This window comes from Archangium gephyra, from assembly GCF_042230915.1.
Lineage (GTDB): Bacteria > Myxococcota > Myxococcia > Myxococcales > Myxococcaceae > Archangium > Archangium gephyra_B.
This window is the reverse complement of record NZ_CP102578.1, coordinates 296,961-311,085: the sequence shown is the minus strand read 5'-3', so window position 1 is coordinate 311,085 and position 14,125 is coordinate 296,961. Positions and strand designations below refer to the sequence as shown.

Annotated in this window: 7 protein-coding genes; 4 read left to right on the top strand and 3 right to left on the bottom strand. The window is 71.7% G+C overall.

What is annotated here, in order from left to right; translation table 11 throughout:
- The first annotated feature begins 101 nt into the window (after nt 1-101).
- The 4 genes from NR798_RS01290 to NR798_RS01275 all read left to right on the top strand — a co-directional run bounded on the left by NR798_RS01290 (nt 102) and on the right by NR798_RS01275 (nt 8,128).
- Nucleotides 102-857 carry an immunity 52 family protein gene (locus NR798_RS01290; protein ID WP_375769548.1) on the top strand — a complete coding sequence of 252 codons (756 nt, stop codon included), beginning with the start codon at nt 102-104 and terminating at the stop codon, nt 855-857.
- A gap of 416 nt (nt 858-1,273) precedes the next feature.
- The gene (locus tag NR798_RS01285; protein ID WP_375769547.1) at nt 1,274-2,698 is read left to right on the top strand and encodes a reverse transcriptase family protein; all 1,425 of its coding nucleotides are present in this window, start codon (nt 1,274-1,276) and stop codon (nt 2,696-2,698) included.
- A gap of 654 nt (nt 2,699-3,352) precedes the next feature.
- A complete protein-coding gene (locus NR798_RS01280; protein ID WP_375769546.1) occupies nt 3,353-3,892 on the top strand; it encodes a hypothetical protein in 540 nt (179 codons plus the stop codon).
- A gap of 132 nt (nt 3,893-4,024) precedes the next feature.
- Nucleotides 4,025-8,128, top strand: coding sequence for an AAA family ATPase (locus NR798_RS01275; RefSeq protein ID WP_375769545.1), 4,104 nt, complete (start codon nt 4,025-4,027; stop codon nt 8,126-8,128).
- Nucleotides 8,129-8,158: 30 nt separating this feature from the next.
- Here the strand turns inward: NR798_RS01275 and NR798_RS01270 are convergent, their stop codons facing one another.
- From NR798_RS01270 to NR798_RS01260, 3 genes are all read right to left on the bottom strand, one after another.
- Nucleotides 8,159-10,147 (bottom strand): alkaline phosphatase D family protein, encoded by a 1,989-nt coding sequence (locus NR798_RS01270; protein ID WP_375769544.1) that lies wholly within the window; start codon nt 10,145-10,147, stop codon nt 8,159-8,161.
- Between the two features lie 282 nt (nt 10,148-10,429).
- On the bottom strand, nt 10,430-13,285 hold the full coding sequence (locus NR798_RS01265; protein WP_375769543.1) for a DUF6851 domain-containing protein: 2,856 nt from the start codon (nt 13,283-13,285) through the stop codon (nt 10,430-10,432).
- Nucleotides 13,286-13,627: 342 nt separating this feature from the next.
- Complete coding sequence (locus NR798_RS01260) at nt 13,628-14,122, bottom strand: GNAT family N-acetyltransferase (protein WP_375769542.1); 495 nt, start codon at nt 14,120-14,122, stop codon at nt 13,628-13,630.
- Between the last annotated feature and the right edge of the window lie 3 nt (nt 14,123-14,125).

The following is a 14,125-nucleotide window of genomic DNA, read 5'->3' as shown; positions in this document are numbered from 1 at the left end:
AGACACGTCACACGAGCCAGGAGCCATGAGGTTTCCGACCCCCGCCGCGCTCCTGGCCGCCGTGCTGCTATGGGCCTCCGGTGCCCTCGCCGCCGAGGCGGATGACTTCCAGGTACTCCTGTCGAATGGACGAGTCGTACTACTTGGGAACGTATTGGCTGGCGAGGCGAGAGACCGCCGAGGCATGTGCCCGGCGTGCCGAAGCCTTTTTCCGGTTGCTGGCTCCCTGTGACCCGAGTCTGTCCCAGTGGTTCGAAAAGGGCTGGACCCTCGAGGAAGCGCTGGCGCATCGCTGCGAACTCGATGCAGCAAGCATTGCAACGGAGTTCAGCCAGCAAGAGTGGGAAGAAGGACGATTCGCTGGTGAAGGCTTCTCCCTGAGGCTCTGGAATGGGGAACTCCACGAAGCAGCGAGTAGCCTCTCCCTGCGCTGTGGTGACGCATCCGTCTGGGTCTCCAACCTGTGCCTCTTCAACCCACCCGCGGAAGGTCCCGCCGAGGAGCGCGTGCTCCAAGCCCCCGTCCTCGCACGGATACTGCGCGCCATGGCCGTGGCCTTCGAGCCCGAGTGGGGCATCGCCACCTCCCGCGAGCTTCGCGGCATGCTGGCACCAGAACCCGCCGACGCCGGCACCTTCGTCGGCTGGCTCATGTACTTCTCCCACCGCCGCGGCCCGCTGCCGCCCCTGCCGCCCCCCGTCCACACCGAGCCCGTGGAGGACAAGGGCACGCTCGTCATCCTCACCCCCGAGCGCTTCACCGCCTCCAACCCCGCCCACGTGGCCCTGGCCCGCGACGTCTCCGAGCGCCTCGCCCAGGCCGGCCTCCTCACCCCGCTGCGTCCCTGCGAGGAATGACGCCGTTCATCGACTCGGCTGGCGGGATGGTGTAGAAAACCCAGGAGGAGGGGTGGACGCGACGACGCACGGCAGACGCGCCAGGTAGCGCGAGTGGTCGAGAGAGGTCCGGAAAGCATCAGCCTTCGCGCCTCGAGCGCGGGAGCGGCGCTGCGCCGCTCTGGAAGCAATGCAGGACACTCTCCGCAAGGTAGCCTGTTCTTGGCTCTCTCCCGGTACAGGGGCCTAGGCCCCTCGGGGAGCGGAGTCAACGACGCAACCGCCGTTTCCCCAAGGGGCCTAGGCCCCTGTACCGGGGAGAGCCGGTGAGGCTACCGTGCCCCAGGTGAGCAGGTGGTGGTTCCAGGCCTCTCTCGACCGCTCGCGCCGCCCCGTCCCCCCCTCCTGACGCCTCCTCGCATCAACGAGGTGCTGTGATGACCGCGAAGCTCGAGACGTTCGTCCCCGCCGCGGCCCCCGTCGTGGTGCCCGCTCCCACTCCCGCGCCCGCCTCCGCCAACGTCGTGGCCCAGCGCGAGGTGAACCAGCGCGAGGAGCAGGCCCGGCTCGCCCGCTGGAAGGCGATTGAAGACGCCGGCGGCCAGGACGCCTGGGTCGAGGCCGAGCTGAAGGCCAAGGGGCTCGCGCCCGAGCACGAGGACCCGAGCGGACTCTCCGAGAAGGAGAAGACGGCCTGGAAGGAGAAGAAGAAGGCCGAGGCCTCCGAGCGCCGCGCGCTCCAGCGTCTGGCGTGGGAGGCGTGGCGCACCGCGCACATCAACCACCTGGGCGCGGGGGTGCACTGGGAGGAGGCGGGAGGCCCGGACAAGTTCGACCTCAAGGATCGCGAGGAGCGGGCGAAGTCCAACGGGCTGCCGGAGCTGGAGTCGGCGCAATCGCTGGCGAAGGCGCTGGGGCTGAGCGTGTCGCGGCTGCGCTGGTTCGCCTACCACCGGGAGGTGGATACGGGCACGCACTACCGCAGCTGGGAGATTCCCAAGCGCGACGGTGGGAAGCGGACCATCACCTCGCCGAAGAAGGAGCTGAAGGAGGCGCAGCGCTGGGTGCTCTCGAACGTCGTCGAGCGGCTGCCGGTGCACGGGGCGGCGCACGGCTTCGTGGCGGGGCGCTCCATCGTCACCAACGCGCTGGCGCACAAGGGCGCGGACGTGGTGGTGAAGATGGACATCAAGGACTTCTTCCCCTCGGTGACGTGGCAGCGGGTGAAGGGCCTGTTGCGCAAGGGAGGGCTCGCGGAGAACACGGCGACGCTGCTGGCGCTGATGGCCACCGAGGCCCCGCGCGAGGTGGTGCAGTTCCGCGGCAAGACGCTGTACGTGGCGAAGGGGCCTCGCGCGCTGCCGCAGGGGGCGCCGACGTCTCCGGGGATTACGAACGCGCTGTGCCTGCGGCTGGACAAGCGGCTGTCGGCGCTGTCGAGGCGGCTGGGCTTCACGTACACGCGCTACGCGGATGACATGGCGTTCTCCTGGAAGAAAAGCCGGGGGAAGGTGGAGGCCCCGGTGGCGGTGCTGATCGCCCGGGTGGAGAAGGTGCTGGAGGCGGAGGGCTTCCGGGTGCACCCGGACAAGACGCGGGTGATGCGTCCGGGCAACCGGCAGGTGGTGACGGGGCTGGTGGTGAACGAGGCCGCGAAGGGCCAGCCCGGAGCGCGGGTGCCTCGCGAGGTGGTGCGCCAACTGCGGGCGGCGCTGCACAACCGGGAGAAGGGCAAGCCGGGCAAGGAGGGCGAGTCGCTCGAGCAGCTCAAGGGCATGGCCGCCTTCATCCACATGACGGACCCGGCCAAGGGCCGCGCCTTCCTCGAGCGCCTCAGCGCGCTGGAGAAGCGCGAGGCGTGAGGCAGAGCGCAGCAGATTAATCCTCCCCACCCTGCACCTCTGCTGCTGTCCCGGGCCCAACACCTCGGACCTTCAAGCCGTTTCCCAGTTCCAGCGGGCATTACGCTCTTCTTCAATCTCCCTGCATGGAGGTCCGAGGATGGGTGAGGGTCCGAGGTTTCGGATAATGGCCTTGTGCTGCTCGCTCTTGGTCGCATGCGCTACGGACCAGGCCTCTGCGCCGAGGGACCCCACCCCACCTCGGGGCCGCTACGAGCAGAGCCTGGACTCGGCCACGAACGCCTGCCGGCAGAACCCCGCCTACTGCGTTTCAGTGGCCGGCGAAGAGACGATCGTTCCGGTAGTGCCGCATGTCACCCCAGTCGTTCCCCCCCAAGCCACGGCGGGGTCAGAGACAGCGGAAGCGCCCACCCACGAGGCGTCCAGCAGTGAGTCATCTGATGCGAATGACTCCGTGCGAGTCCCCTCGGTAGAAGAGCGGCAACGGAGGCGCGACCTGTGCAGGGACTACTACAACCGATGTATTCAGGCGCGGGGCGGCACGCAAGGGCGTAAGCACAACGAAACCCAATGCCAGGCCTGCTATGACTACTGTTACCGGATAGGTTTCTGGCCCGCTCGGGCCAACGGAAAACTCTGCCGGGGAACGTGAGTATGAGCCGCACCCGGCATGCATGGTGGCGCTCGGTTACGTCTCGGAGGGAGCAACTCCTTCAGAAGCTGTTCAAGGCCAAGGCGCCCTACGGGGAGTTCGAGCACGCGCTCCTGGTCCAAGAGAAGCAGTTCCTGCGCGAGGCCCGCACGGAGAACGAGCGCAGGCTCATCCGGGCTCGCACCGCACGGACCCTCTTCACCGAAGCGTTCGCCTTCGGCCTTCCCTGGAAGGAGTTCGGCCGTACGTTGCGCCGATTCCAGCGGTTGGGCTTCCTGGACTCGGACGACCGGGTCCATGCGGCCTGTCTCTACGTGCAGTCCCTGGACCTGTTTCCGGAGCGTGCCAGTGAAGCCTGGGCCCTGCTCGACGATGCCGAGCGCAGAACCAAGGCCCTGCGCCGCAAGAGCCCCCTGCGCAGGGAGAACCTGGAAGCCATCGCCCATACGAAGCAAGTCGCCCGGGTGCGCAGGCCCGACTCCCATCAGCTCGCGAACGTCACGTCCTTCTCACCCCGCGAGAACCCCTCTCGCGCCGGGTGAACGCCTCGCTCCGCTCGCCTGCCCGCTCCCTCTGGGGACCAGCTTCCACGGTGGCTGGAGCGGCAACCATCTGCTACGAATGGGCCCACTTCCGCCCTGGGACTCCCCCTCTCCCGACGGCGGTGGCCCGGCATGAATTTCCCTTCGCGGCTGCACGCCCTGGCGGCGTTCCTGCCTGGCTCCCTGGTGCGCGCCCTCCAGGAGGACACCTCGCGTCCGCGCGCGGGCGTCCACCGGGAGCAGCAGGGCGCCGTCCTCTTCGCCGACCTGACGGGTTTCACCGCCGTGGCCGAGGCCCTGGAGAACAGCGGCCCCTCCGGCGCCGAGCGGCTGCGCGGCATACTCGACGCCTTCTTCTCGCGGCTCATCGACACCCTGCTCGCCCATGGCGGAGACGTGCTGCGCTTCGCTGGCGACGCCGTGGTGGCGCTGTGGCCCGTGGAACCCGGCGGGGAACTGGCTCACGCGGTGCGGCTCGCGGCCCAGTCCGCCCGGGCCGCCCAGGCCCTCATCGACGGCAGCGAGCCCGTGGACGGCATGCGGCTGCGCCTCAAGGTGGGCATCGGCGCCGGGACAGTGCACCTGTCCGACGTGGGCGGCGAGCGGGGGCGCTGGGACTTCCTCGCCTCGGGCGAGCCGCTGCTGGAGATGGCCCAGGCGCAGGGCGCGGCGCTGCCGGGAGAGATCATCCTCGGCCCCCGCGCCTGGCCGCTGCTGGAGGGCGCCCAGGGCGAGCCCCGCGGTACCTCGGGCTGGAAGCTGTTGGCGATGGAGCCCGTCCCCCTGCCACCCGTGCGCCCGCTGGAGCCCGTGCCGCCGCAACTGGAGCCCGCGCTGTGCGCCTACCTGCCTCGGGTGGTGACGCACCGGCTGGAGGCCGGGCACGGCCAGTGGCTGTCCGAGTTCCGCACCGTCACGGTGATGTTCATCAACCTCGGCGCGCCCGGCTTCGCCTCCGGCCAGCGGCCCGAGGAGCTGCAGCGCGCGCTGAGCACCCTCCAGTCCGTCCTCTTCCGCTACGGGGGCAGCGCCAACCAGGTGGTGGTGGACGACAAGGGCGTCATCATGGTGGCCGCCTTCGGGCTGCCGCCGCTCTCGCACGAGGACGACGCGGCGCGCGCGGTGCAGACGGCCCTCGACCTCCGGGAGCCGCTGAAGGCGCAGGGCGTGCCCTACCGCCTGGGCCTCGCCACCGGGCGCGTCTTCTGCGGCACCACGGGCGGCACCACCCGGCGCGAGTACGTCATGGTGGGCCACACGGTGAACCTCGCCGCGCGGCTGATGCAGGCCGCGGTGGATGACGTGCTGTGCGATGCCACCACGCTGCGGCTGGCCTCCTCGCGGCTGCGCTTCGAAACCCTCGCCCCCCTGAAGATGAAAGGGATTACGCACCCGGTGCCGGTGTTCCGCCCCGAGCACGGCGCCGAGAGCACGGCCGCCCCCGCCGCACAGGGCACGCGGCTGGTGGGCCGCCAGGAGGAGCGCGCGAAGCTGGCCTCGGCGGTGCGGGCGCTGGCGGAGCGGGGCGTGGGCGGTACCGTGCTGCTCGAGGGCGAGGCCGGCATCGGCAAGTCCGTGCTGGTGGGCGAGCTGCTCGAGAAGGCCCGCGCCGCGGGACTGTCCACCGCCCAGGGCCTGGGCACCGCCGTGGAGGGCTCCTCCGTCTGGCAGGCGTGGCGCCCGGTGCTCTCGCGCCTGCTGGGGCTGGAGGGCTTGCCGGACGAGGCCTCCCGCACCGCGCACCTGCTGGAGCGGCTGAGCGCCTGGCCCGAGCAGGAGACGTGGGCCCCGCTGCTCAACGGCGTGCTGCCCGTGGCGGTGCCGGAGAACGAGGCAGTGCGCCACCTGACGGCCGCCCTGCGCGGCGCCACCACCCGCGAGCTGCTGGTGCAACTGCTCGACGACTGCGCCCGCGAGCGCCCCCGGCTGGTGGTGCTCGACGACGCGCACTGGATGGACTCCGCCTCGTGGGAGCTCGCGCTCGCCGTGCAGCGGCGGGTGAAGCGGCTGCTGCTCGTCATCTCCACCCGTCCCCCGAGCGAGGTGGCCCCCGCCGAGTACCGCCAGCTGCGCGACTCGCCCGGCACGGTGCACCTGCCCCTGGGGCGCATGTCCTACGAGGACGTGCTCGCCCTGGTGCGCCAGCGGCTCGGCGTGCGGCACCTGCCCGCCCAGGCCGCCACCTTCATCCGCGACCGCGCCGAGGGCCACCCCCTCTTCAGCGAGGAGCTCGCGTGTGCCCTGCGCGACGCGGGCTACCTCGTCATCGAGCGCGGCGAGTGCCGGCTGGGCGCGCGCTCCGTGGAGAAGATGGCGCTGGAGCTGCCCGGCACCATCCAGGGCCTCATCACCAGCCGCATCGACCGGCTCACCCAGCAACAGCAGCTCACCTTGAAGGTGGCCAGCGTGCTCGGCCGTGCCTTCCCCTTCGAGCTGCTGCACGCCGTGCACCCCGTGGAGGCGGACCGGCCCACCCTGCCGCAACAGCTCGCCGAGCTGGAGCGGTTGGACCTGGTGCAGCGCGAGGAGTCCGGCTCCGGCCCGGTGTATGCCTTCAAGCACGTGCTCATCCAGGAGGCGGCCTACCACCTGATGGCCTTCTCCCAGCGCCGGGAGCTGCACCGCGCCGTGGCGCTGCTGCACGAGCGCGAGCAGGAGGAGCGGGGCGAGCAGCTGCAGCCCCTGCTGGCGCACCACTGGCGGCTGGCCGAGCAGCCCGAGCGCGCGCTGGAGCACCTGGAGCGGGCCGCGGAGGCCGCCGTGTCGCGCGGGGCGCACGCGGAGACCGTGGCCCTGCTCAAGCGGGCCCTGGAGCTGGCCGCCAGCGGCACCGAGCCCGTGGACGCGCTGCGCAAGGCCCGCTGGAGCGCACGGCTCGGCGCCGCGTACCACTCGCTGGGCGAGACGGAGCACAGCCTGCGCCACTGTGACGGCGCCCTGCGCCTGCTGGGGCAGCGGCGGCCCGGCTCGCGCCTGGGCTGGGGCGGCCGGCTGGCCTGGGAGGCGGTGCGGCACGTGGGGCGCATCCTGCTGGGGCGCTGGCTGCCGGCGCCGCGCTCGGAGGCGGAGCGGGAGCGGCTCTCCCTGGCCGCGAGCATCTTCAGCACCCTCTCCGTGCAGACCTTCTACTCGGACCGGCTGCTGGAGCACTTCGCCGCCAACTTCGCCGCGGTGAACCTCGCCGAGGCGGCGCGCGACTTCTCCACCGCCACCGTGGCCTACAACTCGCTGGGGTACATGGCGGGCCTGGGGCGGATGCATGGGCTGGCTCGCCGCTACTTCCGCCGCGCCAGCACCCCGGCGGACGCGCGCAGCCCGCATACCGACATCGTCGAGGGCGCCTGGCACCTCACCTTCGGGCACTGGGAGGAGGGCCTGCGGCTGGCCGAGCAGGGCATCGCCGGGGCGCGCCGCCTCAACGACCACTTCACCCTGTGCACCGGCCTGGAGGTGCTGGGCGTGGGGCTGGAGCTGGCGCGCGAGCCGGGCGCCGCCCAGTACGTGCGCGAGTCCATGCTGCGCGAGGCCAACGACGTCTCCAACGTCGTCACCGTCATGTGGGCCCTCACGGAGATGGCGCCCACGCTGCTGCAGCTCTCCCGGCTGGACGAGGCGGCCGAGCGGCTGCGCGAGGCGGAGATGCTGCTCGCGCTGGCGGACCCGCACAACGTGCTGCGCTTCCGCTGCAACGCGGCGCTCGTGGCGCGGCGGCAGGGAGAGCATGCCCAGGTGCTCGTCCACGCGCGCGAGGCCCTGCGCCTGCTGCGCAAGCGCCCTCCCCTCATCATGTGGTCCGACATCACCTCCCTCACCTCGCTGGCGCAGGCCTGTCTGGAGCTCTGGGAGGAGTCGCGCGGCACCGGCGACGCCGAGCCCCGGGCCCTGGCCACCGAGTCCCTCCGCGTGCTGCGCAAGGTGGGCCGACTCCACCCCACCGCTCGCAGCCGCGCCGCCCGTCTCGCGGGGACGTACGCCTGGCTGGAGGGCCGCACCGGCCGGGCCCAGGCGCTGTGGCGGCGCGCCCTCGAGCTGGCGAGCACCTGGCGCATGCCCACCGACGAGGGGCTCGCCCATTACGAGCTGGCCCGCACCTCCGCGCCCGGCGGCGCCCGGGAGCTCCACCTCACCCGGGCCCGCCACATCTTCGAGCACCTGGGCGCCACGGGCACCCTGCGGGCGCTCGACGCGCTGGAGCAGCCCCTGTTGCCCGCTCCCGCGAAGACCTCCGCCCGCTGAAGCCTCCCGGAGGGAAGCCTCTCGGGGCCGTCACGCCGCGTCGATGGTGCCTCCGGGCCGCACCCGGAAGTCGGCGCGGGAGAAGCGCGCGGCGAGCTCGTCGGGCCGTGCTCCGTAGTCCACGTGCACCTCGCTGCTGGGAAGCAGGTGGTACGCGGCCTTCACCTCCTCGGGGCCCACCTCCACCACCGTGAAGCCGTGCGCGTCGCTGTTCACGAAGGCGATACCCGGGTTGCCCTCGCGGAAGGTGGCCTCCTGCTCGGTGACGACGTAGCGGTAGACGGCCGTGCCGGGAGGGAAGCCCGCGGCCTCCACCGCCCCTCCCGCCTCCTCCTTCACGGACGAGGAGGCGATGGCGGGCGCGGTGAGGGCGGGCACCCCGTGCTCCACCGACGCGAAGGCCGCGTGGATGTCCCCCGCCACGACGAGCGCGTGGCCGCCCGTGCTGTCGCGCAGCGCCGTCATCAGCTCGCGCCGCTTGTCGGGGAAGCCGTCCCACTGGTCCACGCTGAAGTAGTAGCGGTTGCGCACCGTGGGCGGCTCGACGTCCGTCTTGCTCCTCAAATCCCAGATCATCGACGTCGTGGACACCGAGCTCGCCATCACCTTCCACGTCTGAGGGCCCTGCGCCGCCTCCAGCAGCCAGGCCTCCTGGGGTGCACCGAGCGCGTCCTGGGCCTCGCGGCCGGTGGTGGCGTAGCGCCACGCCGCATACACGTCGAAGGTGTCCTTGATGACGACGTTGCGCGCGCCGATGCTGGAGAACAGCTCCTGCTTGCCCATGTGCACGAAAGCCAGCCCCCGGGGCTTGCCCGCCGGATCGATGGGACCCGCTCCCGGCTGCGCCGCCGCCACCAGCACCGGGTTGACGTAGGCCAGCGCGAGGTTGCCCCGCACCACGGCCTCGGCCCGTGCCGTCGCGTCCGCCGCGCTCAGCCCCGCCCCCACCGCGAGCTGCACGTACGCCCCGCGCAGCACGGCCTGCTGCGGGGGGAACTCCTCGATGTTCACGTAGGCGAAGGTGTCGGACGCGAAGGCTCCGGTGGCCCCCAGCCCCGCGAGCACCACCGCATCCATGGCCACCGTGGCGGGCCAGGCGTCCTCGGGGATGAGGTGGTCCGGCCGGTGGGTGCGGTAGTCGGTGACGAGCAGCCGCAGGTGCTTGCCGAAGATGAAGTCCCGCCAGATGCGGGTGTCGGGGTAGCGGGGCACGTCCTCCACGTCGATGGCGCCCGCGGGCGATTCGGTGGTGTCGAGCGGCATGTACTCGAAGAAGGCGAGCTCCGCGTTGCGCCGCCGCTCGGGCTGGTGCTCGTCGGTGCGCCCGTCGGTGTACGTGGCGTGCGCGTCCCAGCAGTCGTTGGAGAACTCGTGGTCGTCCCAGGTGACGATGAACGGGTAGCGCTCGTGCACCTGCTGGAGGAAGGGGTCCGAGCGGTAGGTGCGGTAGAGGTCGCGGTAGTTGGACACTGACTGCGCGACGAGCTCCGTGCGCCCTCCGCCCAGGTCTCTCGTCAGCGCGGAGCCGGGGTCGCTGAAGCGCACGGCGCGCGCGGGGTCCGGCGAGGGCACCACGGAGGAGTCGGACTCGTAGATGTAGTCGCCGATGAAGAGGACGAAGTCGAGCTCCTCGTCGAGCTGCAGCAGGCGGTGCCAGGTGTTGTAGTAGCGGCCGCGGAAGTCCTGGCAGTTGGCCACGACGAAGCGGACGGGAGCATTGGTGCCGGAGGCGGCGGCGGTGCGGGTGCGGCCCACTTGCGAGCCCAGGCGCTGGCCGTTCTTCTCGAGGAGGAAGCGGTAGTAGTAGCGCGTCCTCGGCTCCAGGCGCGTCACCTTCACCTTGAGGGCGTGGTCATGCGCGGCCCTGGCGAGCAACCCGCTGCGCTCCAGGACGCGCTGCTGGAAGTTCTCGTCCAGGGCGACCTGCAGGGTGAGCGCGACGTCGGCGTCGAGGCGCTCGGGGTCCACCATGCGCGTCCACAGCACTACGCTGGTGGCGCGCGGATCTCCCGAGGCCACGGACTGGGGGAAATATGGACGCCCGTCGTCCACGGGCAGCTCATCGTCATGACAGCCGAAGGCGGTGCTCGCCGCGGCGGCGACGAGGCACTTGAGGACGGTCCGGCGGTGCAGGGGCTGGGACAAGGAGACTCCTCCACGTCGAGCCGGGCGGGGAGCCCGGAAGCGCGGGAGGGTAGGCAGCGCGCACGCACGGACTTCTCCGACTCCAGGGCAGCGTGTCTTCCGTCCGCCACGCGGGAGCCGGAGAGCGTCCACTATCCGGCACGCATGGCCGCTTTTTCAGGGGACGGCGGTGCCCTCGAAGAAGCGGCGCGCGCGCTCGAGCGCGGACAAGCCCACCTTGTTGCCGAGCTTGCGGCCCACGAAGTCATCCGGCGCCACGTGGATGCCGCCCCACAGCCGCGACTGCCCCGCCTGGTCCGCCGCGTCATAGTAGGTGGCCCACTGCAGCCGCACGTCGGTGGAGGGGCCCCGCTCGAAGGTGAGGTAGGCGTTACGGCCCGCGACGAACTCGCCCAGGCCGCCGGGGAAGTAGGCGCTGCCGGTGAGCGAGGTGAGCACCTCGGCGGAAGCGCGGCTGAAGGTGCTGTGCCCGGAGATGAAGCCCGGGAAGGCGGGCGTCACGAAGGTGCGCAGCTGGTAGGGCATCCACTCGACGGCGCGCATCCAGCCGGTGCCGCCCACCTCGTTGCGGCGGTCTCCCGGCTCGCCCTGCCAGGTGTTCACCACCACCTGCCCCCGGAAGCGGGCCAGGTGCGCGTGGCGCTGCCCCGGCGCGGAGCTCTCCGCGGTGACGACCTCGATGAGGCCCGGCACCAGTGGCAGGCCGTCCGGGTGGTACGCCGGCCCGGCCGGGTCCGTCGACTGGCCCAGCCCTCCCATGTACCGCAGCAGGGAGATGGGGCGCGCGGTGGCGTGGGCGCGCTTCACCTCCCAGGCGACGATGGCCGCGTCGTGCACGGCGCCGTTGAGCGCCAGGTACACCTTCACGTCCCACTCCAGCGCGTCCACGGGCTCGCCCGTGCCGAAGAGGCGCCGCGAGAAGCCGGGCGAGTCCGCCACGCCGTTAGCCAGCACGTTCCAGTGTCCCGGCGGCGTCTCGGACTTGGGGCCGTCCGCCCAGAACTCCGCCAGCACGCGCGCGAAGTCTCCCCGCTTCACCAGGTTCGGCTCATACGGCTGGCCGGTGATGGGGTTGACGGAATGGCCGGTGCCATCGTTCGTGCCCAGAGGGTTGTTGCCGAAGGCCCCGGGCGACAGGTCTACCCACTCGTCGCTGCCCGTCCAGCTCGTCTTGCGCAGCACCTCCACCACGTGCGCGCGCAGCTCCGCGCCGAACGCGGGCGGCGCACCCGGGTCCAGGTACAACCCGCCGCCCTCGGGACGCACCAGGGCGAACGGCGTCACCCTGCCCCAGTGCGCGCCGATGTAGCCCTGCACCCCCGAGGCGGTGATGATGCCGTTCTGCGTGACGGCCACCGCGAGGTTGAGCGGCTGCCAGAGCGAGGGGTCGGCCACCGTCAGCCCGGGCGAGTCCACCACCAGGGGCGTGTTGGCCGCCGAGAAGCCCGTGGTGTCCTTGTAGTCCTGCTGCTCGTTGGCGCCGTCGTCCGCGCCCGCGTCGATGATGGCCTGGGCGACGCGGTTGCCCAGCGCGCGAGGGCTGTCTCCGTCCGTGCCCGTGGCCTCCGGCGAGTACCCGAGCTTCTCCATGAAGGCGCGGAAGCATGCCGCGGACGTGGCCCCGCCGATGGCCTTCGTGTAGCGGTGCGTGAGCACGCGATAGGAGGCGTAGCTGAGCGCCTCGGCGCGCGCCGCCGCCACGTCCGGGGCGGTGTGCTTCTCGCGCAGGAAGACGCCATCGGCCGTCGCGTCATAGGCGGCCCACACGTCCCACATGGCCGCGGACAGGTGGTAGAGGTTGCGCGCGTGCACCGTCGGCCGGGGGAGATCCCTGCGGATGGCGCCGAGAATCTGCTCATTCCAGCGGCGGGCGATGGAGCCCTCCGGACGAGGATCCACCGCCGCCGCCGGGCACGAGGCCGCGGGCGCCGGACCGGGGTCCACCGGAGCGGGCACCTCGGCCACCGCGGCGCCCTGGTGCAGCAGCGTGCCGGCGTTCAGCCCGCCCGACAGCACGTTGCCGCCCACGGCCCAGACGCCCCCCTCGGGGTCCATCCACGCCGCGTGCAGCGACTCCAGCTCGAGCGGCAGCCCGAGCGCCACCCGTTGCCACTGGCCGCTGGCGCGCCGCTGGTACACCTCGCCCCGGAAGCCCGTGGCCCAGCCGGTGCCATCCGCGGCGAGGGACACGCCCTGCAGCAGCGGACAGTCCTGGGGCGAGCGGCTCACGAAGCGGCCGGCCGCCTCGTCCAGCTCGAGAATCTCTCCCTGGCTCTCGCCGCCCACCACCGTCACGACGCCCCCGGCGCCGTGCACCGTGAAGAGCCGGCTCGTGGTGTCCGTGGGAATCCGCGTGAAGGCCCCACCCCCGCGCGAGCGCAGCACCACGCCCCGCGCGCCCACCACGTACACGTCCCCGCCCGTGCCCCACACCTTGAAGAAGCCGGGGATGTCACCATCGGCCGTGCGCGGCAGCTCGTCATACGGCAGCGCCACCTCGCTCCATTGCGTGCCGGCGTAGTGCCAGATGAAGCCACTCTGGCCGGACACGCTGCCCACGGCGTACACGTCCTCGGGGCTCGCGCCCCACACGCCGTACACCGTGTGGCGCGCCAAGCCCGGGGTGCGCATGCGGGTGAAGACGCCGTCCTCGTAGCGGAGGAGGGTGGCATTCGCGCCGGCCATCAGGACGGGGCCATTGTCGAAGACGTGCACCCACCACAGGTCCCCGCGCTGGCCGGTGGACAGCTCCGTCCAGGCCGTCCCGTCGTAGTGCAGCACCGAGGGCCCGCGGCCCCGGTCCGCTCCCACGGCCCACACGTCCGAGCCCGAGCGGCCCGACACCGCGAGCAGGGCCTCGGGCCGCGACCGCGCCACGCTGGCCCACGGCTCGGTCTCGGACGGAACCGGATCCGGGCACCCGCTCAGCAGTGCGCCCAGCAGCAGCGTCAACAGCCAGCCGCCGCGCGCGCGGACCCGTGGCTCGAGTGAGGGAAAGGGGTGCTGCGCCATGAGGGGGCTCCTGCGGACAACGGGGTTCACGTGGCTGCGCCACCTGGGGGAGTGTCCACGAAGTTCGTGGACATAGTCGTGTTGCGCATGCTCCCTCTCCCTCTGGGAGAGGGCGGGGGGTGAGGGTAGTCGTACAGAGGGAAGACCCTCACCCTGACCCTCTCCCAGAGGGAGAGGGGACCTCCACGGAGCCTCCGGACTATGTCCAAAGACTTCGTGGACACTTCACCAGCGGCACGTCTCGGCGCTCCACTGGAGCGTAGCGGAACGGGCATCGGTGGCGCGCGCCGTCCAAAGTTGTCCAACTGTTGGACACGTTTTGGAAGACCGCGCCCGGCGGGCTCACTCCTTCTCGGAGTCCTCCACCTCGCGCGTCATCTCCACCATGGTGGCGCGCCAGCCGTGCTTCGCGAAGAGCCGCTGCGCCGGCTCGTTCTGGGTGGCCGTCATCAAGATGATGCGAGGCACGCCCCGGGCCCGCAGCTGCCGCACCAGTTCCTCCAGCAGCAGCCCCCCCACTCCACTCCCGCGCGCCGCGGGCTCCACCCAGATGTCGTGCAGCGCGCCGTGCGCATCGAGCAGCGCGTTCCAGTCTCGGCCCTCCACGGTGGCGTAGACGTAGCCCACCACCGCGCCGTCCCGCTCGGCCACCAGCACCACCGCGCCCTGGCGCTTCAGCTCCCGGGACAGCCACCACTGGTAGCCGGACTCCACGTCCTCCGCGGGTTGCATGAAGCGCTGCGCATCATACGAGTGGTGCAGGCGCACGAGCGCCCCGCCCATGCGTCCCAGCGCGGGGCCGTCCTCGACTCTGGCGGGCCGGAGGGTGATGGACATGCC